The sequence below is a fragment of the Winogradskyella flava genome (assembly GCF_014243395.1).
GTDB lineage: Bacteria > Bacteroidota > Bacteroidia > Flavobacteriales > Flavobacteriaceae > Winogradskyella > Winogradskyella flava.
Map to the genome: position 1 here is coordinate 1 of NZ_JACLCP010000001.1, position 25,511 is coordinate 25,511.

The window sequence follows — 25,511 nt, forward strand, 5'->3', positions numbered from 1 at the left end:
CGTATATAATGTCGGCAACGGATCGGTTGCCGTATCTGCATCGCCCGGAGTCAAATAATAGCTCACCGAATACAAAGGGTTGTTACCGCTGATCTCTCCATTCTTTATACTTAAATCTATCTCCGTCAAACCATCTGGTACCCCATCGTCACAAACCTCCAATGGCAACGGTGCTATTAAGGATGGTAGGGGGGTGACCTCAAGTTCAAAAATAGTTCTTGATTTGCAACCCGTCATTGTATTCGTTAATACAGCTACAATCTCTTGAGGGTTGCTCATATTAGCATACAATCCAGTGATTGAACTTGTACCAGCAATTGCATCAGACTGGCTTTCGTAATAGGCCACTGTCATATTAGGCTGACCATTTATTACTTCTACGTCTTTTGTCGTAAGGTCAAACTGCTCCTGTTCGTCTCCAGAATTATTATAATCACAGAGCGTATATGAAGATACGGTCACAGTTGAAGGCAAAGGAACAACTATAAGTTGTAACGACGTTGTTTCGTAACAGCCTGTTAATGGATTTTCTATGCGCACATATACCAACTGTCCGCCTATTTGAGTGTTGGTATAGAGGGTTGGCAAGATACTTGTACCCGATTCTGCATCAAGCTCAGTAAGATGATAGGTCACGATCATCCCTGCCTGTGCCCCCAAGACCTCGGCATCCTTAACGCTCAAATCAAACTCTACCAACCCATCTAAATCATCGTCGCAAAGCTCATAAGAACTCAATGCATTAGCAATTGGATTAGGGATAATTTCTAAGTCGAGAGTTGTCGTTGCGTAACAATCATCGTTACCATTAAGCGTCAAACGCGCATATACAGTATCATTATAAGCTGTTGTATTTACAAAAGTATTTGATAACGGTAATGTGTTATTTTCAGCATCAGTCAATGTTGGATGATAAGTTACAGAAACTTCATTGGGATCATTAGAACCAATGACTTCTGTATCTCTGTTTGAAAGGTTAAATGATGTAAAACCATCTGCCGTATCATCATCACACAAACTTAATGGCGTTAATAAATTTTCAATTATTAGTCCAGATGTTGACAGTTGAAATGATGTAATATCAAAACACGATTGAGAATTATCTGCTATTCGAGCCCAAATTGGTTGAGGGCTAGAAATATTAGTATAACTATCAGGTAAAGGGGCAAGATTATCAATAGCCTCTTGCTCTGATTTATGATAGGTTATCATAAAATCAGACTCGTTTTGCTCACCTAAAATATTATCATTATTCTCAGTTAGATTAAAGTCAGCAGTTCCGTCAGTGTCACATATCAGCAGGTTTTCCGCTGTATTAGCGATAGGAGCAGTTATATATTCAATAGTTATTGGATCTGTAGCACCCTCACAAACATTTTCAAAATCCACCTCGGCATAATATATACCTGATTCCGTTACAGTTAATGTTGATGATACTTCATTAGCAATTACAACATCATCCTTGTACCAAATATGAGTTGCAGAATCAATGGCGGTATCTAATATTATTTCCGTGCCTTCGCACTGCGCTGTACCTGATGCAATTGTGTAATCTTCACCCAAACTGCCACCTAAATTAAAACTGCGCGCCTTTATAAACACACCGGTATCATAAATATTATCTCGATCATCCGCTACAACTAATTTAATAGTATATGTTTCTCCGGGAACAACAGCGGACTGAGCGGTAAAAACGGTAGTTCTTCCATCAAATGCGATGGGTGGTGCATTACTAGGCGTATATTCTCCGAAGTATTGAGGATTGGCAGCACCACAGGAGGCGCCATTATCTGGATGTATATTAGTTACTAGAATTGGTGTAGTAGTTCCAGGAATGACGGCTAAATTAGTAGTTACGCCATTAGAATCTGTTAGCAAGAAAGCAAAAGCGTCAGAATAGGTACATTCAAAAGAGCCCATATCATATTCTTCAGAAGCCATTAAAAACTCAAAGCTTATCTCATTCGCTAGTGGTGTAAAATCAAACTGAATAAATGAGGCATTATGGGAATCTACCCCAAGATTAGTATCTAAATCTATATCGCCTGGCCAAGCGCCAGAACCTTCTCCAAGGTTAATGTTATTTGGTCCACCCACAAGACTTGCATCACTACTTGTTAAGAGTAAACCGTCTTCAAATGGAAAATTCACTCCATTACTTATAAAATACCCTATGCCATTAGGCTCAGCAGAGCTAAAATTACTTCCTGTTGAGGATATGATATTAGATACTGTAGCGCATGGACTATTTATTAATACGTCTTCTACAAGCTGCTCTGTTGTATACGTATCTTGATCTACCACAACATTAGGTCCTAATACAAAAACAACTATAGTTTCCGTATCACTACAAACCTGAGGATTATCATCTGTAGCTGTGAGTGTGACTGTATAAGTTCCTGGATTTATAAAAGTATTGGAAACATTTGTCCCTTCAGCAGTATTTCCGTCTCCAAAATTCCAATCGTATGTTGCGCCCGAACCATCTAATGAAAAAGTTGCGCTTCCAGAAAAATCGACCGTATCTCCTGGCAATATACTTATGACTCCCGAACCATTCGCCTCTGGAGTTGTACTATCTATTGAAGTTACTATATCTTGACATGGTGTAGCACATAAAATTTCTGCCTCCCAACCATTAGCTGGGCCACTATCATTAGAAACAAATTCAATAGTCAAGCACCCTGATGTATTCAGTGCGGATGCAGACACTGTGCCTGGTGAGTTAGGCCCCGACCATGAACCTATTATATTGGCCGTAGTGTCGTCTCCATCATAAATTGTTATAATATCTTGATTAAGTTGAGTAAAAAATGAAACGAAATTGAGGATTATAAATTCATCTGTATTTTGCGGACAAATCGTAGTCACAATGTTTTCGCTATTACCATAATTACCAAACTCTCCGCCCGAATCATAAAATTTGTCTGGTGCGCAACGATTGAATGTTCCGTTTTGCATGGAAATATCTTGAGAGAATCCAATGGACGATACTATGAATCCAAAAACGAATAGTATCTTTTTCATGAGTAATCTTTTTCAAAATGTAATACAATGCTTTCTTGCTTGTGATAAGCCGTATTACATCAGTTTTTAGTTAGTTAGGCTCACCAAAAATGACGTACTTTTTACCAATTTGGAACAGGTGTTTTTAGGACAGCTATTTTCAATGAGGACGAAATTTAATCAAATTATATGAATTGGGTTAAGAATTTAGATACAAAACATAATCTTCGGATTAACGTTTCATCTTGATATTTCATACTTTTGTAAAAAAAAGATGTCTAAGACGAAGATTTCCATAGTTCCTACTTCTAACGAAACCATTTTAAAATTTGAAGCTGATAGGTTTTTAACTAATCATGACAGCTTTGAATTCAACAATATTGATGAAGCAAAACACTCTCCATTAGCGCAGCAATTATTCTATTTACCATTCGTAAAAAAAGTATATATAGCGTCTAATTTTGTCGCTATTGAACGTTATAACATTGTAGAATGGAATGATGTACAGGAAGAGGTTGCCAATCAAATAGAAGACTACTTATCTAAGAATGGTGTTATTGTTACTGAAGAAGCCTTAAAGCCTAAAGCTGCTGTTACCGTATACGCGGAAAGCACTCCCAATCCCAGTGTATTAAAGTTTGTTTGTAATAAAGTATTAGTCCCTAACCTTTATGAATTTACATCAATTGAGGAGGCCAAGCTTTCTCCTTTGGCCACGGCACTATTCAATTTTCCTTTTGTAAAAAATGTATACATGGAAAAGAATTTTATCTCCATTACCAAATTTGATATTATCGAATGGGAAGAAATCACTGCCCAGTTAAGGGAGTTTATTAAAGCTTATGTTGAAGAGGGAAAGACAATCCTCAACGATGACGCTCCAAAAAAACTCAATAAAACAGAAAAGGCCATTGAGCAAAAGTTTGAAGCTCTAGATGATACTTCCAAAAATATTATAAATATCCTTGAAGAATACGTAAAACCTGCGGTAGCGAGTGATGGCGGAAATATTGAGTTTAAATCTTACGACGAACAAACCAAAAAAGTAGAAGTTTTGCTTCAAGGTGCTTGTAGCGGATGTCCATCTTCAACATTTACGCTAAAAAATGGTATTGAGACTATGTTAAAAGAAATGTTAAATGACAATTCCATTACTGTAAATGCAATTAATAACTAGTATTTTCAGGGCCTGTTTTGAATAATTGACCTATCAATTGTTACATTACAAATAACATTTAAATTCTAAATTAAGATTAACCCACAATACTTTTAGAAGAATATTTCCTTTAATTGTGAAATATTAAATAAAAATAATGATGATAATTTTATCACTTTTAAAGCGTTATCAAATAAAAAAATAAACTCTAAATTTAACTATGAAAAACAAGAATGAAATGATGAAAAGATTAACACTATTAGCTATAATCTTAATAGGCAGTCTATCTATTGAAGCCCAAAACTATAATGTCGCTATCAGAGATATGCAAAATATTATGGATATAAATTCTGCCGTAAATATTAAAGAAAGATTAGATGTTGAGGGCTCACCATACGTACAAGATAAATTTGAGCCTATTAAACTAAAGGGACTGGAAGCGAAAGTTTCTGCCAAATACAACGCTTACTTAGGACAAATGCACTTAAAGGCAGGTGAGGAAGTTATATCCTTGAATGTAAACAGTGATTATGAAGTTAAATTCATTGGTCAGAATAAAACTTATAGAACTTTTTCTTATAAATCGTTAGCTAGAAAAAGTGAAAGAGGATTTCTTGTAGTGATAAAAGAGACAGACAAGTTCCAGCTTTTAAAAGAAGAGTTAATCATCTTTAAAAATAAAATACCAGCAAAAAACTCGTATGTCAGAGAAGTACCTGCCAAATACACCAAAGGCAGTGATACATACTATTTTATGCTCAATGATGAAGTAGTCCATTTTCCTACTAAAAAGAAAGATTTAATAAAAGCCTTTCCAGACATTGAAAAAAAACTAAAATCGTATATTAAGGATAATAAGCTATCCACAAAAAAAGAAAGTGATCTTATCCAAATTGCTGAATACATATCTTCAAATTCTGAAGATTCAAAGGAGGGTGACGAGAAATAAAATAGAAATATTAAAAAACTAAGACTCTAAAGGGCCTGGAAGTTTTCTTCTAGGCTTTTTTATTCTCAATATTCTTTTCATTTATTCAGAAAAGTCATATGATTTTAATCTCGAAATGAATGTTTTTAATGGCTAATATTTATTAACTTTAGTGACCTTTTTAAAATTTTTGTTTCTTAAAAATATATAAACCTTAAAACACTATTATAATGGCTGTAATGAAAGTTATCGAAGTATTAGCAAATTCTGAAAAAAGCTGGGAAGATGCAACGCGAAAAGCAGTAAAACACGCATCAAAAAGCATCAAGCACATTAAGTCTGTTTTTGTACAATCTCAAAGCGCTGTTGTTGACGGTGATGATGTTACAGAATTTAGAGTAAATGTAAAAATCACATTCGAAGTAAAATAAGTATAAAAATCTTAATAAAACTCGGCTAATAAGCCGAGTTTTTTATTCACACTTAATTAAAAAACTATGGAAACACAAAAATGGATTGATGCAGGTTACAATTATATCGTTGATTATGGTCCAAAAATCATTGGCGCCATTCTCATATGGATTATTGGAAACTGGGTCATAAAACTGATGCTTAAAGGCTTAAAACGCGTCTTAAATAAAGGCGATTACGACGAAAGCTTAAAAAAATTCCTCACCAACCTTGTTAAATGGATTCTAAAGGTTGTACTTATCATTGTCGTTTTAGGCACAATGGGCGTTGAAACTACATCTTTTGCTGCCGTAATAGCTGCTGCTGGTTTGGCTATAGGCTTGGCTTTACAAGGTTCTTTAGGAAATTTTGCAGGTGGTGTTTTAATCATGATTTTCAAACCGTTTAAAATTGGAGATTTAATTGAAGCCCAAGGAGAACTAGGTGTTGTCAAAGAAATTGAAATCTTTACAACCAAGTTAAATACACCAACGAATAAAGAAGTCATTATTCCAAATGGTGCTTTATCAAATGGCAATATTGTTAACTATTCTACTGAAGGCAAGCTGCGCGTCGATTTAACTTTTGGGGTAAGCTATGATGCAGATATTAAACAAACCAAAGAGGTTTTAATGAACGTGTTAACTTCTAATCCTAAAGTTTTAAAAGATCCTTCTCCAACTGTTAATGTTTCAGAATTAGCTGATAGCTCTGTTAATTTTGCTGTAAGACCTTGGTGTACTGTCGCAGATTACTGGGATGTATATTTTGAAACGCATGAAAATGCTAAAATTGCTCTAGATGCAGCTGGTATAGAAATACCTTATCCACATGCTGTTGAAATACAAAAGCAAGGTTAAACTTTCTTTTTTATACCAACAAAATCTTTTAAATAATATGGTTCAAAATAGGCGACATCTTCGATGTCGCTTTTTTTATACTTTAAATCAGATAGTACAGCCATTTCATTAGCCGATGGTAATTTACCCTCTATAAATTTAGCATTAGAATGCTGGATGAGTTTTTTTGTTTTCTCAACTCCATTTCCAATAAAGTAGACCTTGGTTTGATTCAATAATTCCCTGTAACTGTCTTCTGTCAAGACTTCTGCGTTTATTTCTCTAAATAGTTCAAACTTGGAATTGTAAATGGCTGAATATACTTCCATACGACGTGCATCTAGCATTGGAATTATATATCCATCCTTAATATTTGCTTGATGGGCTAGGCTTTCTAAAGTATCTATAGCAATTAGAGGTTTATTTAAAGCATAACACAAACCCTTGGCTGAGGATACTCCTATGCGCAAGCCTGTATAAGATCCAGGTCCTTTGCTTACAGCAACAGCATCAATATCTGAAGATTTTAATCTAGCAGTTTTAAAAACTTCGTCTATAAAAACATGCAATGTTTCTGCGTGTGAATAACCAGCGCTATTATCCTCTCTTAAAACCAAAGTCTCTCCATCTTTAGATAGAGAGACTGAACAATTGGTTGTAGCTGTTTCTATGTTTAGCACTAATGCCATTACTCCAAATATGTATTATGCTATTCTTCTTCCTTTGCTTCTGAAGGTTTTTCCTTTTTATTCTTTTCTTCGATTAAATCGCCAGGCTTCAAAGTTTTAGAAACCATATTGTAAGGTCCAGTAATAATCTTATCATCTTTACTTAAACCCGAGACGATTTCAATATTGGTATCGTCTTGAATTCCAGTTTCAACAACTCTAAGTTTTGCCTTACCACCATCATTCACAAAGACACATTCGAATTTTTGCTCTTCTTTAGTTACCTCATCGTCTTCAATCTCAGATTTCTTCCCATAGGGTTTTTTGGTAGAGCTTGTATCTGTTTTTATAACAATGGCACTAATAGGTACAGCAATGGCATCTTTACGTTTTTTTGTTATGATATCAACAGTTGCAGTCATTCCTGGTCTAAAAGGTGAATACGTTTCTGGTTTTCCTTCCAATAAATCTTTATAAGATTCTTCAAGAATTCTCACTTTTACCTTAAAATTTGTAACCTGATCGGCCGCTAAATTACCTGCGGCAGAATTGGCGATTTCGGTTACAATACCTTTGAACTCTTTCTTTAAGTAGGCATCTACTTCAACAATTGTAGAGTCACCAATACTAACCTTTACAATATCATTTTCGTTTACATCCACCTCAACCTCCATATTACTAAGATTGGCGACACGAAGTATTTCAGTACCTGCCATTTGTTGTGTACCAACTACACGTTCACCTAATTCAACATTAAGCATTGAGATTGTTCCGCTCATTGGTGCATATATAGTAGTTCTGGTTAAGTTATCCTTTGCTTCATTTACTGTTGCTGCAGCACTTTGTACACTATAATATGCAGAACTTCTATTGGCTTCAGCAGTTTCAAATGCAGCAATGGCTCCATCCCAATCAGCTTTAGATATTACTCCTTTTTCAAAAAGTGTCTTGTTTCTGTCATAATCTGCCTTGGCTTGTTTTAGACTAGCCTCGGCTTGTTCTAATCCAGCTCTTACATTTTGATAAGACGCTTGGGATCTACTTACCGCTGACTGAATTAAATCTGGATTTACCCTCACCAATAAATCTCCTTTTTTAACTTCTTGTCCTTCCTTAAAAGGCAAGTCCAATATTTCTCCAGAAACTTCTGAAGAAATCTTCACCTCAACTTCTGGCTGGATCTTACCAGTCGCTGAAACGGTTTCAACAATATCTTTGAGCGTAACTTGTTTAACCGTGACTTCTTTAAAGTTTCCTTTTTTGCCAAACCATCCCATTGATTTTCCCGCTACTAAAAGTATAAGTAGAAAAACTACAATTCCTAAAATAATCTTTACTGTTTTGCTCATAATTAAAACTTTAATTCAGTTGCTGGAATTCCAAAAAACAATTCTAGAACTTTCAATTTAAATATGTAATCGTATTTAGCTCTATTAAGCTCTATCTTCGCATTGTCAAATCTAAGCTTAGATTGGCTAAAATCAAAGGCATTGGTTAAACCAACATCATAGCGTTCTTTAGCATAATTGTAGGCCAATTCTTGTGACTCTATGGCTAATTGTGCCGCCTCATAAGATTTCAATGCTCCTTTTGCATCAACATAAGCCTGATAAACCGTTGATTCTAAATCTAACTCAGCCTGTTCCAATTGGAATTTCGAACGTTCTAAGCTCACTCTACTCCTTTGAATATTACCTTTTGTATTGAAACCATTAAAAATTGGTATGTTCAATTGCAACCCGTAACCAATACCATCATTTTGATATAATTGATCTATAAATGGGTCAGCTGCAACCTCCACAGGAAATGTATTAGGAAATGTCCCAATTACAGATTGTCCTGTACCCTCTACCACACCAATTTGCTGTGTTATAGTAGGATTATCAGGATCCAATTGGTTAACAAATGATGGCGTATTAGCAAATCTTGTATTATAACCAAAAAATGCAGATAAGGTTGGTAGGTTTGCCCCCTTAGCAATTTTCAGATCCATTTCTGCCAATTCTACATTTTGTTCAGCTATTTTTATTTCAGATCTATTTTCTTTAGCAGATGCTATAATTTCTGAAACATCTCTACTTGCCACTCCATCATCAACTATGTTATAGCCCTCATCTTCAATATCAAAATTTTCGTAGTCCTTAATTAACAGTAATTGCGCAAGACTTATTAAAGAAATTTGTACGTTATTTTCTGCATTAATAATCTGCTGTTGTTCGCTAGCATCTGTGGCCTTGATTTCTAATAGATCACCTCGTGGTAATGAGCCAGCGTCTACCAACTCTTGGGTTCTTTCTATTTGTTCTTTGGTAACCAGATTTTGCGATTTTAAAACTTCTAAATTAGCCTTATTCAAAATCACCGTCAAATAGCCGTTAGCAACAAATAGAGAAATATCATCTTTCATTTTAGCTAAGCGATACTGACTGGAAAGTCTTGATATATCCGCTCGCTGTAATTGCCTAAAATTACGCAACCCATCAAACAATGTATAACCAATATTAATATTCCCCGAAGCTGAAAGAAATGTTGTTGTCTGTGCGTTATTGGTTACTGGGTTAAAACTCAAACCTGTATTTTCCGATACACCTCCTCCTGCATTAATACTTGGGATAAAATTACCCTTAGCCGTTAATTTTTCAATATCCGCAAGCTCAATATCCAGTTCACTCTGCTTAACAGAAATATTATTTTCTAAAGCATATTGAACACACTCTTTAAGTGTCCATTTTTTATTTTGAGCCTGGGACAAAATCCCAGTGAAGATTAAAACTATTATGATTGATTTTTTCATGATGCCTATTTGTCTATGTAAGTTCTAAAGTGTTACAATAAATGTTAAATTATTGCTGAGCATATTTTGGAATTCCTTGTACTTGGTTCCAAACTTTTATTTTATCGTCTTTTGAAATACCAGTTTTCACTTCAACAAAAATACCATCACTTATGCCTAATTCCACATCTTTTCGTTCAAATTTTTGATCACCTACAACAATCTCTACGTACGGTTTTTTTGTTTCCTTATCATATTGCACTAAAGCTTCCTTAATTGCTAGTACTTTCTCAGCCTTATCCAAAATAATAGAAGCATTTGCACTTAATCCTGCTCTAATGAAAGTAGAATCTATTTTTTTCAAAGTTCCCTTAATTTCAAATTGAATAGCACCATTTTCTGCCACACCCTTTGGTGCTATATAATCTAGAATAGCATCAAACTTTTCATTTTCAATAGCGCCAACAGTAATTTCTAAAGGTAAACCCTCCTTTATTTTGCCAACCTCGCTTTCGTCTACTTTACCTTCAAAGATCATCTTCTTGACATCAGCTAAAGATGCAATAGAAGTGCCTTCATTAAAATTATTAGCCTCAATAACCTGATTACCTGCTTTTACAGGAACATCCAATACCATACCCGAAACGGTTGCTCTTACCTGTGTCTGTGCTATATTACCTAATCCAGATGTTGTACCTGTTTTAATGATATCATAGTTTTGTCGCGATTGGGTAACACTTATTCTTGCTTGTTCTACTTGTTGTTTAGCCTGCAAATAGGTGTTGCTGACCTGATCGAACTCATTGGCCGCAATGACGCCTTTATCAAACAGCTCTTTTTGACGATCATATATCGCTTTCTGTGTTTTAAAGTTAATCTCGGCGGTCTGTAAAGCTGTTCTATTAGAGGCAATATTATTCTTTGCACTCGTTAAATTCGAAACGTTGGGAATAACCTTAATTTGTGCGATAAGATCACCTTGCTTTACGTATTCTCCAGCCTCTACATAGACTTCTTCTACGACACCAGAAATATTCGGTTTGATTAAGACCTCTTCTTTTGGTACTATACTGCCAGTAGCTACAGTCTTAACAACAATAGTTTGTTCTGTTGGTGATTCTGAAGTGTAAGTAATAGGGTCTTCCTGATTCTTTCTCCAAAGATAAAACAACGCTACTCCAAAGGCAATGACTATTGTTACTAAGGCAATTACAGTTTTTGTTCTTTTCATTCGTTTATTTGATTATATTTTATTCTATTCTTAAAGCGTCTACTGGTTTCATTTTCGTAGCTCTGTTGGCCGGAATTAAACCCGCTAACAATCCCGAAACCACTAATATGATTAAAGCTGTGAATACCACTTGCATACCCACGCTTGGGTTTGCAAAATTTTCTACAGGACCAGCATTATCCAATATGGCATTCATTATCCAAATGACTAAAGCTGCAAATGACACACCAAGCATACCTGATAAAATTGTGAGCACTAAGCTTTCTTGTAAAATCTGTCCTTTAATCATCCATGGCGTGGCTCCTAATGCTCTTCGGACACCTATTTCCTTAGTGCGCTCTTTTACTACAATGAGCATAATATTATTAATACCTATAATACCAGACATAAGTACTAATGCCCCTACAAAATAACCAACCAAGCTTAATATTGAAAAAAGCCCGTTTACACGCCCAAATTGCTCTGATAAATCGAAATGACCAATAGCACGCTCATCCTCTGGGTGCACCTTGTGTCTTGATTTCATTAAATCGAAGATTTGTTGTTTAATAGATGTGATAGTAATACCATCAACTGCAGTGATAGCCATCCAACCTACGCTTTCACCTCTGTTAAACGCCTGTCCAAATGTCGTAAACGGAATATAAATAGTACTGGCATCTTGTTCATCATCACCTTGGCTATTGCTCATTTTAAAGGTCCCAACTACTAAAAAATTGACACCATTAATCTTTATGTATGTCCCAAGAACTTCTTCTCCTTTATCATACAAACCTTTTTCAACTCCGGTACCAATGACACATATTTTTCGTTTTTCATTTATATCTGAATAACTTAAAAAACGTCCTTGAAGAATATCCATTGGTTGTTGTTTGATATATTCTGGATAATCCCCATAAATTTCAAATGCTCCTGTTTTTGTTCCCCTGACTACGTTGTTTGCACCTCTAAAACCACCCAGTTGATTTCTAGGTGAAACGTATTTTAAATTTGAGACTTCCGATTTGATAGCAGCAACATCATCAATCTTGTAGTTAAAATATCTCCCTTTTGGTAAGCCTTTATAGGGTTTTGATGTGCCTTGTGTCCACATGAACATGGAGTTGGTTGCAAAATCCCCAAAATCTGCAGTAACACCGTTTCTCAGCCCATTGGTCAATGCCAACAACAGTACAAGAATTGTGATACCCCAGAATACGCCAAAGGCCGTTAACAAGGTTCTAAACTTATTAGCGTTTAACGCTTCTAATATTTCATCCCAACGATCTCTATTAAACATTTTATTCGTCTCTTAATGCTACAATTGGTTTGATCTTTGCGGCTCTATATGCTGGAAAAAATCCAGCCACAGCACCAGCAAAAACCAATAGGAAAACTGTGATTAGCGCTATATTAAAATTGACTTGGGGGTATTTTATAAAATCGCTTTCTATTTGCGGTCCAACGAGCTCTAGCAGACCTAGACCAAAAATTAATCCAAATAAGCCTGCAAACATGGTTACAAATACTGCTTCTTGTAATATCATACCAACAATTGACATTGGCAATGCGCCTAAGGCTTTCCTAATACCTATTTCCTTGGTGCGCTCTTTAACTATAATAAGCATGATGTTACCTACGCCTACAATACCTGCTATTATTGTACCAATACCAACAAACCAAAATACAGCTTGGATTGTGGCAATAAGTGAAAAAATCTTTTTTGCCTCTTCAAGTGTATTAAATACCCTTACTGCACTTTGGTCGTCCGGTGCTACAGTATGTATTTCTTTTACCTGAGCTTCGATACTTTCGGAAATGGCTGCTGACTGTGCTACAGCATCGTCAAAGTTTTCAGCCATTTTTACCGTAAATGCCATGTTTCTAATATTATCTCCAGCATTAAAAACCTGTTGAGCTGTGCTAATAGGAATATACACTTGGCTCTCTTCCCTGTCGCCTCCCGGATCGTAATAAACACCTACTACTTTAAAGTTCATGCCAAAAATCTGAATGTTCTCATTTATGGGGTTCTCGCCCTTAAATAAGTCCATTTTCATTTTATTACCGATTACAGCAACCTTTTTATTATCATTTAAATCTGATTGACTAATAAAACGGCCAGAACCAATATCTGCATTTTCTATAAATTGGTTATCAGGCAAAGTTCCCCTAACTCGATAATTACCTGTCTCGTTTTTGTAGTTTACAGTGCCTCCCCAAATTGTATAATCTTTGGTTCGGTACTCCAGCAAATTATCAAATTTATTTTCTACAGCGTCAAAACTCGAATTCTTAAGCTGAATATAGCGTCCTGGATTTAAACCTTTATACCCTTTTGTGGTCACTCCTGTCCAAACCGATATTCTGTTAGTGGCATCTTGTTCAAACTCTGACCTCACACCATTCTCGATACCTTTACTAAATCCAAGAAGTATAACCAAAATGAAGATTCCCGAAGCTACCGAAAGGCCAGTTAAAAAAGTTCGCAATTTGTTTTTACGAAGTGTTTCAAATATTTCTTGCCAACGCTCTATATCAAACATGCTGCGATGCTCTTACTTGTTTCACTTTACTATCATCGATAATAACACCATCTTTCAGGTTGACAATACGCTTGGTCATTTGAGCAATATCGTGTTCGTGAGTTACCACCAAGATGGTTTTTCCCTCATCATTTATTCCTTGGATTAATTCCATCACTTCATAAGAAGTCCTAGTATCTAAAGCTCCTGTTGGTTCATCTGCTAATAAAACTTTAGGATCACTTGCCAAGGCTCTTGCTATGGCTACACGTTGTTTTTGCCCACCAGATAATTCACTTGGCAAGTGATGCGACCATTCTGCCAAACCAACTTTTTCTAAATATTGCATGGCCCGTTCTGTGCGTTCTTTTCTTTTAACACCCTTGTAATATAATGGCATGGATACATTATCTAATGCGCTCTTATAATTAATAAGGTTGAATGATTGAAAAATAAAACCCAGAAATTCGTTTCTATATTTGGCTGCTATTTTTTCGTTAAGATTTTTTATTGGAACGTTATCAAGAATATATTCTCCTTCGTCAGCTTCGTCCAGCATTCCTAAAATATTCAATAACGTGGATTTACCTGAACCCGAAGAACCCATTATTGAGACTAACTCTCCTTCCTTTACATCAAAATTTATCCCTTTTAGAACATGAAGCGAGTTGCTCCCCATGTGGTAAGATTTATGCAAATCCTTAATCTGAATCATAGCTGGATAGTTAGAGTGTACAATTTTATGAAAATCCACTAGGCTTTTATGCCAACAAACTGTTAAGAATTCTTTACAAACCCTTATGAATAAGACTATCTAACGAAGGAAATGTTACAGATTTATATCTGTATTTTTAGACTTTTGATTTTTGCCATAGGTTCTGTACACATAGAAGCCCACTACCGCAACCAAAATATAAGGAATAGCCATCAAGAACATAATGCCATCATTAATGCCTTCTGCTGCAGATTGATCCTCTCCGCTCTCCAGAACTGCCCTACACATGGCACATTGCGCACTAGTCTCAAGAAACAATAGAAAAGAGATAATAAATAAGACAATCTTTTGTTTCATATTTATGCGTAATAAGGCGAAATCATCAGGTAAACTATCACTCCCGTAATGGCAACATATAGCCAAAGTGGAAATGTGATTTTGGCTATTTTTTTATGACGCTCTATATTATTAGTAATAGCTCTAACGTAAGTTATCAAAACAAAAGGAATAACAGCTATAGATAATACAATATGGCTTATTAATATAACAAGATAAACACCTCGATATGCCCCTTCATAGCTGGTAGAATCGCTAGTCATATGATACAGAACATACATTACTAGGAATAAAATTGAGAGCACAATTGCGAACTTCATTAAGCGCTCATGCAGTTTTCTATTTCCTTTTTTTATCATTACTACTGCTACAATTAAAACTAGAGCTGTTACTGCATTAATTGTTGCATATATGGGTGGAAGAAAAACAGGCAATTCTAAATCTACTTTTACTCCAAAAAGTAATGCCACAACTAGTGGAACTACTATTGAAAGAATTACAATCCACTTATTATATTTTTTTTCTTTTTCTAAGTCAACTGAGTTCATAAATCATTGATGTTAGATTCTGAAACAAGCTCAGAATGACAAATTATTACTCTTTTAATAGTTTAGCAATATCTTCTTTTAAAATAGTAATTTCTTGAGGTATACCATCATCATCCTTTCCATCAGCTTCAGGAATCAGACCATTGTAAAATATTAAGGGGTTTCCAAAATTATCTCTTCGTGAGCGGATAAAACCTTCTTTATCGATTAATGCAAAATTACCTGAATGTTCAAAACCGCCCTCGACAGTTTCATCTTTTGCCGTGTAAAGATTAAAGCCTTCATTTGCCAATTTATAGATGGCTGCCTCATCACCAGTCATCAAGTGCCAATTAGGATTAACAATACCGTAATTATCGGCATAGGCTTTCAATACCTCAGGTGTATCAATATCTGGTGTAATAGTGAAAGAGGCAACGCCAAAGTCTTCAAAATCCTTAAAATGATTCTGTACCTGAACCAAATTACGGTTCATAATTGGACAAATGGTTGGACAAGTTGTAAAGAAAAACTCAACCACATATACCTTACCTAAATAGTCTTTGTTAGTGATTGTTTTTCCATTTTGATTTGTGAAACTGAAAGCGGGAACCTTTTTAGGCTGCCCATTGATTTCCAAATAGGCCAAATCACTTTTCTCTTCTTTCTTCATTGTAGAAATATCCTTACTTCTGCTTTCATCTCTTGTGATATCATCCTTACTCACGCGGTCAATAATTTTAGGAATAAAAATTATTCCGAATACAAGAATTATAAATGCTATACCAGCATAAGAATAATTAATTTTATTGCTCATTGCTTTAAGTCTTTTGATCTACGCGAATTGGAATCCTCAAATTTCCCTTTACGTTTTTGTCTGTATTCCGTAAATAGTATCCGCATATCATCGCTCATTTTATTTTTTATCTCTGCCACTTCTACACAGTTATATGAATATAACCCATAGATGGGAACTTTCTTTTCAATTTCGTTCTCTTTCCTATCATCCAATCTGCCACGTTGGTTTCTGTCTTTATCGATTATGAAGACTTCATCAGTTGCCAAATTAGAGTCTAAACTAGTATTAGTCCTAAGAAGACTAGCATATATTGCCTTAATATTATCATCTGAATGATATAAGTAATGCCAGAACCTTAAGTCTTCGTAATTTGATATTTCTTTGTTTAAAGCATTATAAGCCTCTTCCGCACCATATGGTGCTACAACCACTATTTGAAACTTCTTAAATCCTTTAAATTTATCATATACCAACTCTTTTAAGTTTGAAGCGGCAGTCGCCTTAGACATTGGTTCTTTACCAAGAAATGCTAATATGGTAATATGGTCTTGTAAAGCATTTGACTCATCAGTAGAAATTTCCTTTATATTCTCATGCACAACTTCTAAGGGGTTATAGTTGTGTGTTGAGGGATACAACATTAATAAAAACGCTACAGGTAAAAAGAATAAAATACCTAGTACCGCGTAACGTTTTGTTTTTTTAGTGTCCATCATAAGGTTATTTAAACCACTGCTGATTTAGATTTGCAAAAATAAAAAAGGTGGTTCATAAAAACCACCTTTTTAGTATCATTTAACTCAATATTTTGAGTTTAGAAATCTCTTTTAATCAAGGCGTCATCAGAATTATAAACTTCAAAGACATAACCACCTTCTTGCAATAAGATAAATATTAAATAGCATATTAAAAATACGCCTGTCCAAACTACCATTCGCCTTAAAGCTTTAGTCTCATCGCGCATGTGCATAAAATCCCAAGTAATATAGTATGCCTTAACAATGGTTAAAACGATGAAAATTAAATTCAAAGGCTTCATATATATGAAGAAAGAAAAGATAATATTCATAATCGTTGCAAAGAAACCACCCTCAAAAGGAGTCATCCAAGGCTCCATTAAACTTTCTGGCTTGTAGATACCAAGTACAACTTCAACCGCAGTGACTATGGTTAAAAATACTAAAACACCCCAAATTTTACTCGTGTTTGACTTAAATTTTAGTAAGCCTCTAAATATTTCTAATTTATGTTCGTGTGCCATAACTGAATCTTAAATTGCTTTTAAACTAAGTAGAAGAATGTAAATACAAATACCCAAACTAAATCGACAAAGTGCCAATATAGTCCAACCTTTTCTACCATTTCGTAACTCCCTCTTCGTTCGTAGGTTCCGAGTATCACATTAAAGAAAATGATAATATTGATCACTACACCAGAGAATACGTGGAATCCATGAAAGCCTGTAATGAAAAAGAAGAAATCGGCAAATAATGATGTTCCATACTCATTGACCACCAGATTAGCACCTTTGACTACTAATTTCCCATTTTCTTTTATTTGTTTTAGAGACTCTTCTCTCGATAACACTGTTTTTTCGCCGTTCTCATTTATGATTTGAGTTCTAACTAATATATTATCATTGGCTTCTAAACCTTTGTAAATTTCTCCAACAGTGTATGGTGGCAGTGACTCCTCTGTTACAAACCACAAACCACTACTACGATCGTGTTGTGCTCGTTCACTAGTTTGAGCTATTGCAAATTCATCGATTGATATGCGTTTAAACTTCTCTACACCATCAACAGTAACGTTTTCACCGAATTGCAAAATGTTACCACCTTTAGTTTGCACAGCACCATAATCTCCTTGAATAAATGTTGCCCATTCCCAAGCCTGAGAACCAACAAATATGGCCCCACCAATTATGGTCAAAAACATGTACAAAGTCACCTTTGCCTTATTCATATGGTGTCCTGCATCTACAGCTAATACCATAGTCACAGATGACATAATAAGAATAAACGTCATGAACGCGACATATATCATTGGTAGTTCCTGACCATGCAAAAATGGCACGTGTGTAAACACCTCATCCGCTATTGGCCATTCTTTTATAAACTTAAATCTTGAAAAACCATAAGCCGCTAAAAAGCCTGAAAATGTCAATGCATCAGATACAATGAAAAACCACATCATCAACTTTCCATAACTTGCTTTTAAAGGCTTATTACCGCCTCCCCAAGTCTTTCCTTCAGTACCAGTACTAACTACTGTAGAATCCATAGAATTTATTTAAATTTTTAAGATTGGACAAAAATAATCAAATTATATCTCTAAAAAAATATAAAAACAAAAAGAGCACAAGCCAAAGCAGGTCTACGAAATGCCAAAAATTAGCAGCCAGTTCCAAACCCAACATATTGTTGGCATTATACTTCTGTTTAAAATGATTATAAATTACAACAATAATGCATATCAGCCCAGCAATAACGTGACCTATATGTACTACAGCTATCAAGTAGATGTAAGACATCGTAATATTACTTGTTGGTCCCGTAAAATTATAACCTGCTTCTATAATTTGTCTAAAACCCTCTAACTGGCTAAAAACGAAAGCAATTCCAAGTCCCAAAGTCGCCAGCAGGTAAATCGAAGCCATGCTCCTGTTACTTTGTCTTATAGCGCGCTTTGCCAAAATAAATGTAAGGCTACTCAACAAAATGATACCAACACTTATTAGAAAAGCATTTGGCAATTCGTAATTTGATAACCAATCCTTATTTAGCCTTTGTTTGCTGCTTACTATAAAAGCACTTATTAAACCCGCAAAAGACATTACTAGAGAACCAATACCAAATGCTAGCATCATCTTTTTTGATCTCGCTCTTTTCTCCTCTGGTGTTCCTTGTGTTAAATCCATCTTATCTTAAAAATTTATCCGCAACATATATAATCTGCAACATTGTAATATAAAATACACTTGATAGCATTAGTTGTTTGGCCGCCTTTGTGGTGCGAAGTTTAAAGAGCTTGAATGCATAGACTAGCATTAACATGCCTAATCCAAACACCAAAATTGCGCCTACTATTGACAGCTTCAAGTCTCCAGTAAATCCAAATACAGGAATTACAGATACAATAACCGTCCAAGCACTGTACAATATAATCTGCACTGCTGTTCCCTTGTCTGGCTTACCAGTAGGTAACATGAAAAAACCACCTTTTTTATAGTCATCATGTAAGAACCACCCTATTGCCCAAAAGTGTGGAAACTGCCAAAAAAATTGTATCGCAAATAATGTTCCCGGCTCAATACCAAAGTCATTGCGCGCTGCGACCCAACCTAACATAAAAGGAATAGCCCCTGGCAAGGCACCGACAAAAACAGCTAAAGGTGTTTTTGTCTTTAAGGGTGTGTAAACGCTAGTATACAAAAATATGGATATCGCTCCCCACATTGCTGTCTTGGGGTTGATAATATAGAGTGTGATTAAGCCTAATATGGTAAAAGATGTTGCAATGACAAAAGCTGTATTTACGGACATTCGACCAGCTGGAATCGGTCTGTTCTTTGTACGATCCATCAAAGCATCCAAGTCACGCTCAATGATTTGATTATACGCATTTGAGGCACCTACCATGAAGTAACCACCTAAAGCTAGCAATGTAAGTGTAGTGAAACTGATAGTTTCTACTCCAAGGAGATAACCAGCAAGCGCAGAAAACACAACGCTTATGGATAATCCCATTTTTGTGATTTCCTTAAAATCTGTTATCACAGAAGCTGCTGATACCGAAGATTTTGTACTATCCAAGTCCTTAGTGCTTTGTTACTTTCTTAGCGAGTGCAAAGATACTCTGAAATTTAGTTTTTACCAACGTAGGATGTTCGTTTAATTTTAAATTTATGAAATCCTGTAAGTTTATTTATTTTTATAGGACATAATGCACTTAATCCTTTGTTATGAAATCATTGTCTTTTTCGTCTGTCCTTCTTTTTATTATTTCAAGCTCAATTTATGCTCAAGGTCGTTTTGATGACGTAGAAATTAAAACCACCCAATTAACAGACCACACCTACATGCTTGAAGGTGCTGGCGGAAACATTGGGGTTTCCGTAGGCGATGATGGTGTATTTGTTATTGATGATCAGTTTGCTCCATTATCTGAAAAAATTCTTAGAGCAATAAAAGAACTTAGCGACCAACCACTAAAATTTTTGGTAAACACACATTATCATGGCGACCACTCTGGCGGTAATGAAAACATGGCAAAAGCTGGAGCAACAATAATTGCTCACGATAATGTAAAAAAACGTCTGGAAGCTAAGCAACGTGATGGTAGTTACAAACCCAAAGAAGCACTTCCTGTTATTACGTTTAATGATAAATTAAATATCTCAATAAATAATGAAAGTATTGCCATATTTCATGTGAGCAATGCTCACACTGATGGTGATGCCATCCTATACTTCACAGAAAGTAACGTACTTCATACTGGTGATACTTATTTTAATGGTCGCTATCCATATATCGATTTGAACTCTGGCGGAAGTGTGAACGGTTACATAGAAGCTGCAAAACGTGGCTTGATGGTGATTGATGAAAATACCAAAATTATTCCTGGACATGGAAAATTATCTAATCAGCAGGAGTATAAAAAATTTCTGAAAATGCTTGAAGAATTAAGAGATAATATTCAAAAAGCCATAGATGATGGTAAGACTGAAGATGAGGTTAAGTCAGATGAAACATTAACCAAAACCTATGACGATTTAGGTTATGGCTCTGGATTTATAAACAGTGAGCGAATTCGACTGACGTTTTACAAAAGTTTAAAAGGCAACAAATCTTAAAAATCATTATACCAGTTAAATAGATCAGTTCTAATACCTATACTAAACCATAACGTATTAGACTCCATCGTGGAAGCTGTAATAGCATCAGGATTAAAGTCCCTAAAAATAATATTGGTAAACAACTTTAAGTTAGTAGTTGGATTTAGCAGATAACCTGCTTGGAACTCTGTCATAAAACTATTGGTCTTATTACCTTGTCCAATCTTAACACCTGTATCAAAAGGTCTATCTTCTTCATTTCTATAGATATCTCCACCATAGAAAAAATTGTCCTCATCGTTATTAAAATCAAACCCTCTTCGACCCATAATGACCTTAGCATCTGCAAACCAACGCTTATAGTTATATCTGCCAATTATTACGACTTCCTTGAAATTAGCGCCCCAAAGATGAGCCATCGGTTGATTAGCATGCGCATAATTAAGTACAACAGAATTATGAGAGTAAGTATATGGTCTCACTTGATTGTATTCGGCTTGAAGCATTAGATCTTTTACTTTAAAAGCATCATAATATTTTAGGCCAAGCTGATAACCGTATTTATTCTTCCAACTTTTATCTCCGCCTTTTATATCGCCCAAGGAAAATTCATCCAGAATAAATTGCCCATAAAGATTGACCTTATTGTTCCATTTATATTTTGCCGAAGCTCCTAACACTGCATTACCAGAATCTTGACCAGATTCAAACTCAATCGCTCTATAAAAAATCACTGGATTCAAATAATTGATATCAAAACCACGTCCATTAACATCTACCCACATAACGGATTCAAATAGACCAATATTGAGACGTTTAGATACATTCCAACTTAAATAATGATTTGCCATATATTTCGTTAAGAAAGCACCATCTTCTTCTACTTCTGGTCTAATATCACGAAGCCACATCCAGGTATTGGTGTATTTTATTTTCCAAAAGCTTGTGTTCAATTTCAAATAAGTGTATGGATTGGTTACATCACTTTGCAGTAAGGATCTATAACCATCACCAATAAAATTTTTACCGTGCCCAAACTGAATATTTAAATGTTTGCTAGGTGCAAACGACAAGTAACCTTCAGCCACAGGATAGTCATAACTACTACTCTTAAAGCGTTTAGCTATGCCACGTCCTGGAATTACCGCAATTTCCGTATCTGTATTTGGTTTGCCTAAACTTTCAGCATAACGATTGAAATAGTCTGCGAAACGACCTTGACTTTCAAAAACTGAAGCAGAAAAACTTAATTTTTTTCCTAATCCACCTTGAATAAAAACGCCTCTTGTATTGTTCCAAGTACTTTCATCTGCTTCAGTGTCAGAACCTACTTGCAAATCTAAAACAGGATCTACAGTGAACCAATAATCTTTGCCTTGTACTTCTACCAAATGCTCATTATATAATTTCCTACCAATCCAAGAATCAGTCGATTTTGCTAAACTTTCCTTTTCTGCCTTAATATCATAATATTTAGCAACATCACTATATATAAATGGTTTTGCCGCTGTATGGCTATTGGTACCAATGGCATTCATGTCATCATCAAAACGTGCGTAATACGAATGTGTAAACGGCACATTTAACTGGCTACTATATTCTAATTTTTCATATGGTTGTATCTCATCATTTATCTTATCGAACTCATTAGATAACGTAGCATTCAGGTTGTCTTTTTGGTCTGTCTGAACCTCAACATTTTCATAGGGTTCGTCACTAGGTTCAGTTAACGGAATGGCAATACTTATACTATACTGAACAAACGTAGGCTTAGCATTATAGGAAGCAGGCTTAATTTGAGGTAGTTCATTAAATACACGCTTAACTTCAGTCTTTAACTCTTCATAAATAGCATCCACATAAATTACTTTGAATTTACCTTCCTTGTCAACTTCAAATAAAACTTGTACATCTCCATTATATGCTTCATCTAAAGCAACCTGTGGTACTTTAAAAGTGTTGAATATGAAGTCATTTAAAGTATTATTAAAACAAGATTTTAAATATTCTACAACCAGTGAATCACATGCTTTAAAGACTGGTGGCTTCTCGTAAGTAGAGATGGTTTGAGCATTACCTATAAGAGAGACCAATGATAGAATTACAAGCAAATAACGCTTCATAAAAGGGAGTAAGTTTAATTGTTCGAAAGATACTTATTTTTTTTAGTAACCATAAAAGAAAAAACCGCCATCCAATGGATAACGGTTTTTAATTTTTAAATGCTCTATACTTTAGTTTCTTACTTCAAATTTTATTGGAAGTGTATAAATAACACCAACTGGAGTATTTCTTTGATAACCTGGTTTCATGTGAGGTATCTTATCAATAACACGCTTTGCTTCTTTTTCTAACGCCGGATGTGGTCCTCTAATTTTTATATCGGTCACGTTACCATTTTTATCTACTGTAAATTGGGTTTGAATCTTTTGTAAGCCACTTATACCATACTGATTTGCAATATTTGTATTGAACTTTTTTCCCACTAATTTGGTTATCTTTTTAGACATACACTTTTTACGTTCGCTGTTCGTTTCGAACTTTTCGCAGCCTGGGTATATCGGTGCTACCTCTACTTTTATAAAATCCACTATTACTGGATCTTTAGGACGCGGCGCGACATGAATATCGCCAATTTCCACTGGTTCTGGCGATACGTCTGGAGCATCTGGAGTATTGATAATTTTTTCAATAATAGGTGTGTCATCCTTAACTTCTTTATATACATCCGTTAAATCCTTACTTGGTGCTGGTTCAGGATCTTTTGGTTTAATAACTTCGACGATAAAGGGTTCCACATATTCTATTGAAACTTTTTCAACATTGGCTGTTTCTTGAGAGAGGATAATCTTCTTATCCTGAAACTGCATTTCAAAAAGTGCATAGGTACCAAGCAAACACAAAATCAACCCTATCTGAAAATATAGGGTTGAGTTTTTTTGTAAATTTGCATCATGCTTTTGTGATTTCTTTACTTCAATAGTGCTCTGACCAGCATTATCGAAGACTTTTTTAGAGTTTTTCATAATACGTATTATTTAAAATGTTAATATTATGTCAAAGTCACAATAAGCATACCAAAACGAAAATCCCGTCCAATTAATTTTGAACGGGATTTTTATATATAAGAAAACTTTTTCTCTAGTCTTGCACCTGGAATACAATTGGTAATGAATAAGGCACTATTACCGCCTTACCTCTTTGTTTACCGGGTTTCATTTTTGGAAGCAAGTTAATCACACGCTTTGCTTCTTTCTCTAATCCTGGATGTGGTCCACGAGCACCTACTTGTACTACATTTCCACTTTTGTCAATTTTAAAGGAAACGAAAATACGCTTTCTACCAGGAGGTAACCCTAAGTCACTCGCCAATTCTTTATTGAACTTTCTATTAACAAGCTTCTGTACTTTTTCGGACATACATTTTTTCTTGGCCGCATTACCTTTTTTATTTTCACAACCAGGAAAAACTGGAACATTTTCAATAACTGAGAATGGCACCTCTATGTCTTCCTCTACTTCCTCTACTTCTACTTCTTCAACCTCAACAATTTCTGTATCCATTTCAGTCTCGGTAGATTCTATAACAGTTTCTTCTACTTCTTCTTCATCTTCTACAACTTCAATAATTTCTGGAGCTGCTGGTGGTGGAGGTGGTGGAGGTGGTGGCGTAATTATTTGCTCTGTAATTGGTACTTCTTCATCTAATTCGTCATCTAGATTTAGTGAGTCTATCGCTATATCACTCTTGTCATACGTTTTGTAGTTAATCGTCATGTATGTAATGCCTAGCATTAAAGCGAGACCTACAGCGAAAAATAGCGAACTATTGCGCCTCACGTCCGATTTTGGATTCTTCTTAGGTTCCATAATATTTTCTTTATTAGAGTGTCGCTAATTTAACTAAATAATAGTAAAAAAAGCAAGACTTGGTATTATTTTAACTTAATTACATCTAATTTAATCGCAATTAACGTGCCAAGTAAGATGCCTAAACAATTGGCCGTTAAATCATATACATCATAAGTTCTATTAGGATTTAGCTTATGCTGAATAAGCTCTAAAACTATTCCAAATAGCAGTAAGCAAAGGAGTACAATGTTTAATATTTGTTTCTTTTTAGAAGGCTTAAAATAAGTTATCCATAAAGCTGCTAATCCAAAATATGCAACGAAATGATAGATTTTATCATCAAAAGAAGATCCAAGACTTGGTACGCCATTGAGATTTATGAATGTAGTTATGGTAAGTGCAATGGTGTAAACCAATGCAACAAACAAAAGCAGTTTTCTAAGAACTAACAATGGCTTTATAGTCATCAGCAGACAATAAATTGTCTATTTGCGATTCATCAGAGAACTTTAATTTTATCATCCAGCCTTCTCCATAAGGATCTGTATTTACCTTTTCTGGTTCGTCCTCTAAATTTTCGTTGAATTCGATAATTTCTCCTGATAAAGGCAGGAACAAATCTGAAACAGTTTTAACGGCTTCAACAGTACCAAAGACTTCTTCCACCTCTAAAGTCTCATCTAAAGTATCGACTTCTACGTATACGATATCGCCCAATTCGCCTTGAGCAAAATCTGTAATACCTACAGTGGCAACATCGCCATCTATCTTAATCCATTCGTGGTCCTTAGTATATTTTAATTCTGATGGTATATTCATTTTCGTTTATATAAAATAGTTATTGCAGCAAATTTAATTTTTTAATTACTTCTTTTCAAGATTAAAACTCA

Annotated in this window: 26 protein-coding genes; 5 read left to right on the forward strand and 21 right to left on the reverse strand. The window is 35.1% G+C overall.

What is annotated here, in order from left to right; genetic code table 11:
- On the reverse strand, positions 1–3,027 hold a 3,027-nt coding region (locus tag H7F21_RS00005; RefSeq protein ID WP_246431386.1), incomplete at its 3' end, for a choice-of-anchor L domain-containing protein.
- A 253-nt stretch (positions 3,028–3,280) separates the two neighbouring features.
- Between H7F21_RS00005 and H7F21_RS00010 the strand changes: the two genes are divergently transcribed.
- The 4 genes from H7F21_RS00010 to H7F21_RS00025 all read left to right on the forward strand — a co-directional run bounded on the left by H7F21_RS00010 (position 3,281) and on the right by H7F21_RS00025 (position 6,400).
- Positions 3,281–4,183, forward strand: coding sequence for a NifU family protein (locus H7F21_RS00010; RefSeq protein WP_185787193.1), 903 nt, complete (start codon positions 3,281–3,283; stop codon positions 4,181–4,183).
- Between the two features lie 199 nt (positions 4,184–4,382).
- Positions 4,383–5,111, forward strand: coding sequence for a hypothetical protein (locus H7F21_RS00015; RefSeq protein ID WP_185787194.1), 729 nt, complete (start codon positions 4,383–4,385; stop codon positions 5,109–5,111).
- A gap of 209 nt (positions 5,112–5,320) precedes the next feature.
- On the forward strand, positions 5,321–5,521 hold the full coding sequence (locus H7F21_RS00020; RefSeq protein WP_185787195.1) for a dodecin family protein: 201 nt from the start codon (positions 5,321–5,323) through the stop codon (positions 5,519–5,521).
- 66 nt (positions 5,522–5,587) lie between these two features.
- A complete protein-coding gene (locus tag H7F21_RS00025) occupies positions 5,588–6,400 on the forward strand; it encodes a mechanosensitive ion channel family protein (protein WP_185787196.1) in 813 nt (270 codons plus the stop codon).
- Here the strand turns inward: H7F21_RS00025 and tsaB are convergent.
- The 15 genes from tsaB to cyoE form a co-directional block, all read right to left on the reverse strand.
- Positions 6,397–7,068, reverse strand: coding sequence for a tRNA (adenosine(37)-N6)-threonylcarbamoyltransferase complex dimerization subunit type 1 TsaB (gene tsaB, locus H7F21_RS00030; protein WP_185787197.1), 672 nt, complete (start codon positions 7,066–7,068; stop codon positions 6,397–6,399). The genes H7F21_RS00025 and tsaB overlap by 4 nt on opposite strands.
- Positions 7,069–7,088: 20 nt before the next feature.
- Complete coding sequence (locus tag H7F21_RS00035) at positions 7,089–8,396, reverse strand: efflux RND transporter periplasmic adaptor subunit (RefSeq protein WP_185787198.1); 1,308 nt, start codon at positions 8,394–8,396, stop codon at positions 7,089–7,091.
- Positions 8,397–8,398: 2 nt separating this feature from the next.
- Entirely contained in the window at positions 8,399–9,841 is a 1,443-nt protein-coding gene (locus H7F21_RS00040; protein ID WP_185787199.1) for a TolC family protein, read from the reverse strand.
- 49 nt (positions 9,842–9,890) lie between these two features.
- Positions 9,891–11,051 carry an efflux RND transporter periplasmic adaptor subunit gene (locus tag H7F21_RS00045; RefSeq protein ID WP_185787200.1) on the reverse strand — a complete coding sequence of 387 codons (1,161 nt, stop codon included), beginning with the start codon at positions 11,049–11,051 and terminating at the stop codon, positions 9,891–9,893.
- Between the two features lie 19 nt (positions 11,052–11,070).
- A complete protein-coding gene (locus H7F21_RS00050; protein ID WP_185787201.1) occupies positions 11,071–12,330 on the reverse strand; it encodes an ABC transporter permease in 1,260 nt (419 codons plus the stop codon).
- Position 12,331: 1 nt separating this feature from the next.
- Entirely contained in the window at positions 12,332–13,576 is a 1,245-nt protein-coding gene (locus H7F21_RS00055; protein WP_185787202.1) for an ABC transporter permease, read from the reverse strand.
- Entirely contained in the window at positions 13,569–14,270 is a 702-nt protein-coding gene (locus H7F21_RS00060) for an ABC transporter ATP-binding protein (protein WP_185787203.1), read from the reverse strand. The genes H7F21_RS00055 and H7F21_RS00060 overlap by 8 nt, the downstream gene beginning before the upstream one ends.
- 114 nt (positions 14,271–14,384) lie before the next feature.
- Complete coding sequence (locus H7F21_RS00065; protein WP_185787204.1) at positions 14,385–14,627, reverse strand: hypothetical protein; 243 nt, start codon at positions 14,625–14,627, stop codon at positions 14,385–14,387.
- Between the two features lie 2 nt (positions 14,628–14,629).
- Positions 14,630–15,154 carry a DUF420 domain-containing protein gene (locus tag H7F21_RS00070; protein WP_185787205.1) on the reverse strand — a complete coding sequence of 175 codons (525 nt, stop codon included), beginning with the start codon at positions 15,152–15,154 and terminating at the stop codon, positions 14,630–14,632.
- 46 nt (positions 15,155–15,200) lie between these two features.
- The gene (locus H7F21_RS00075; RefSeq protein WP_185787206.1) at positions 15,201–15,950 is read right to left on the reverse strand and encodes an SCO family protein; all 750 of its coding nucleotides are present in this window, start codon (positions 15,948–15,950) and stop codon (positions 15,201–15,203) included.
- Positions 15,947–16,648: a hypothetical protein gene (locus H7F21_RS00080; protein WP_246431387.1), complete on the reverse strand. Its 702-nt coding sequence runs from the start codon at positions 16,646–16,648 to the stop codon at positions 15,947–15,949. The genes H7F21_RS00075 and H7F21_RS00080 overlap by 4 nt, the downstream gene beginning before the upstream one ends.
- Before the next feature lie 98 nt (positions 16,649–16,746).
- Positions 16,747–17,193: a cytochrome C oxidase subunit IV family protein gene (locus H7F21_RS00085; protein ID WP_185787207.1), complete on the reverse strand. Its 447-nt coding sequence runs from the start codon at positions 17,191–17,193 to the stop codon at positions 16,747–16,749.
- A gap of 20 nt (positions 17,194–17,213) precedes the next feature.
- Positions 17,214–18,215 (reverse strand): cytochrome c oxidase subunit 3, encoded by a 1,002-nt coding sequence (locus H7F21_RS00090; protein ID WP_185787208.1) that lies wholly within the window; start codon positions 18,213–18,215, stop codon positions 17,214–17,216.
- A 37-nt stretch (positions 18,216–18,252) separates the two neighbouring features.
- Positions 18,253–18,852 (reverse strand): cytochrome c oxidase subunit 3, encoded by a 600-nt coding sequence (locus H7F21_RS00095; RefSeq protein WP_185787209.1) that lies wholly within the window; start codon positions 18,850–18,852, stop codon positions 18,253–18,255.
- Position 18,853: 1 nt separating this feature from the next.
- On the reverse strand, positions 18,854–19,747 hold the full coding sequence (cyoE, locus tag H7F21_RS00100) for a heme o synthase (protein WP_185787210.1): 894 nt from the start codon (positions 19,745–19,747) through the stop codon (positions 18,854–18,856).
- Positions 19,748–19,896: 149 nt separating this feature from the next.
- Between cyoE and H7F21_RS00105 the strand changes: the two genes are divergently transcribed.
- On the forward strand, positions 19,897–20,787 hold the full coding sequence (locus H7F21_RS00105; RefSeq protein WP_185787211.1) for an MBL fold metallo-hydrolase: 891 nt from the start codon (positions 19,897–19,899) through the stop codon (positions 20,785–20,787).
- Here H7F21_RS00105 and H7F21_RS00110 read toward each other — a convergent pair.
- The 5 genes from H7F21_RS00110 to gcvH form a co-directional block, all read right to left on the reverse strand.
- Positions 20,784–22,892 carry a gliding motility protein RemB gene (locus tag H7F21_RS00110; RefSeq protein WP_185787212.1) on the reverse strand — a complete coding sequence of 703 codons (2,109 nt, stop codon included), beginning with the start codon at positions 22,890–22,892 and terminating at the stop codon, positions 20,784–20,786. The genes H7F21_RS00105 and H7F21_RS00110 overlap by 4 nt on opposite strands.
- A gap of 111 nt (positions 22,893–23,003) precedes the next feature.
- Positions 23,004–23,795 (reverse strand): energy transducer TonB, encoded by a 792-nt coding sequence (locus tag H7F21_RS00115; protein WP_185787213.1) that lies wholly within the window; start codon positions 23,793–23,795, stop codon positions 23,004–23,006.
- Between the two features lie 115 nt (positions 23,796–23,910).
- On the reverse strand, positions 23,911–24,639 hold the full coding sequence (locus H7F21_RS00120) for an energy transducer TonB (protein WP_185787214.1): 729 nt from the start codon (positions 24,637–24,639) through the stop codon (positions 23,911–23,913).
- Between the two features lie 65 nt (positions 24,640–24,704).
- Positions 24,705–25,088, reverse strand: coding sequence for a VanZ family protein (locus H7F21_RS00125; protein ID WP_185787215.1), 384 nt, complete (start codon positions 25,086–25,088; stop codon positions 24,705–24,707).
- Positions 25,060–25,440, reverse strand: coding sequence for a glycine cleavage system protein GcvH (gene gcvH, locus H7F21_RS00130; RefSeq protein ID WP_185787216.1), 381 nt, complete (start codon positions 25,438–25,440; stop codon positions 25,060–25,062). Before gcvH ends, H7F21_RS00125 begins: the two co-directional genes overlap by 29 nt.
- Positions 25,441–25,511: the final 71 nt, after the last annotated feature.

Coding starts and splice junctions, on each gene's coding strand:
- H7F21_RS00060 (WP_185787203.1), bottom strand. CDS start 14,270: ATGATTCAGATTAAGGATTTGCATAAATCTTACCACATGGGGAGCAAC.
- H7F21_RS00090 (WP_185787208.1), bottom strand. CDS start 18,215: ATGGATTCTACAGTAGTTAGTACTGGTACTGAAGGAAAGACTTGGGGA.
- H7F21_RS00070 (WP_185787205.1), bottom strand. CDS start 15,154: ATGAACTCAGTTGACTTAGAAAAAGAAAAAAAATATAATAAGTGGATT.
- H7F21_RS00055 (WP_185787202.1), bottom strand. CDS start 13,576: ATGTTTGATATAGAGCGTTGGCAAGAAATATTTGAAACACTTCGTAAA.
- H7F21_RS00035 (WP_185787198.1), bottom strand. CDS start 8,396: ATGAGCAAAACAGTAAAGATTATTTTAGGAATTGTAGTTTTTCTACTT.
- H7F21_RS00115 (WP_185787213.1), bottom strand. CDS start 23,795: ATGAAAAACTCTAAAAAAGTCTTCGATAATGCTGGTCAGAGCACTATT.
- H7F21_RS00110 (WP_185787212.1), bottom strand. CDS start 22,892: ATGAAGCGTTATTTGCTTGTAATTCTATCATTGGTCTCTCTTATAGGT.
- H7F21_RS00020 (WP_185787195.1), top strand. CDS start 5,321: ATGGCTGTAATGAAAGTTATCGAAGTATTAGCAAATTCTGAAAAAAGC.
- H7F21_RS00040 (WP_185787199.1), bottom strand. CDS start 9,841: ATGAAAAAATCAATCATAATAGTTTTAATCTTCACTGGGATTTTGTCC.
- H7F21_RS00125 (WP_185787215.1), bottom strand. CDS start 25,088: ATGACTATAAAGCCATTGTTAGTTCTTAGAAAACTGCTTTTGTTTGTT.
- H7F21_RS00120 (WP_185787214.1), bottom strand. CDS start 24,639: ATGGAACCTAAGAAGAATCCAAAATCGGACGTGAGGCGCAATAGTTCG.
- gcvH (WP_185787216.1), bottom strand. CDS start 25,440: ATGAATATACCATCAGAATTAAAATATACTAAGGACCACGAATGGATT.
- H7F21_RS00080 (WP_246431387.1), bottom strand. CDS start 16,648: ATGATGGACACTAAAAAAACAAAACGTTACGCGGTACTAGGTATTTTA.
- tsaB (WP_185787197.1), bottom strand. CDS start 7,068: ATGGCATTAGTGCTAAACATAGAAACAGCTACAACCAATTGTTCAGTC.
- H7F21_RS00010 (WP_185787193.1), top strand. CDS start 3,281: ATGTCTAAGACGAAGATTTCCATAGTTCCTACTTCTAACGAAACCATT.
- H7F21_RS00075 (WP_185787206.1), bottom strand. CDS start 15,950: ATGAGCAATAAAATTAATTATTCTTATGCTGGTATAGCATTTATAATT.
- H7F21_RS00105 (WP_185787211.1), top strand. CDS start 19,897: ATGAAATCATTGTCTTTTTCGTCTGTCCTTCTTTTTATTATTTCAAGC.
- H7F21_RS00085 (WP_185787207.1), bottom strand. CDS start 17,193: ATGGCACACGAACATAAATTAGAAATATTTAGAGGCTTACTAAAATTT.
- H7F21_RS00065 (WP_185787204.1), bottom strand. CDS start 14,627: ATGAAACAAAAGATTGTCTTATTTATTATCTCTTTTCTATTGTTTCTT.
- H7F21_RS00045 (WP_185787200.1), bottom strand. CDS start 11,051: ATGAAAAGAACAAAAACTGTAATTGCCTTAGTAACAATAGTCATTGCC.
- H7F21_RS00095 (WP_185787209.1), bottom strand. CDS start 18,852: ATGGATTTAACACAAGGAACACCAGAGGAGAAAAGAGCGAGATCAAAA.
- H7F21_RS00025 (WP_185787196.1), top strand. CDS start 5,588: ATGGAAACACAAAAATGGATTGATGCAGGTTACAATTATATCGTTGAT.
- H7F21_RS00050 (WP_185787201.1), bottom strand. CDS start 12,330: ATGTTTAATAGAGATCGTTGGGATGAAATATTAGAAGCGTTAAACGCT.
- H7F21_RS00015 (WP_185787194.1), top strand. CDS start 4,383: ATGAAAAACAAGAATGAAATGATGAAAAGATTAACACTATTAGCTATA.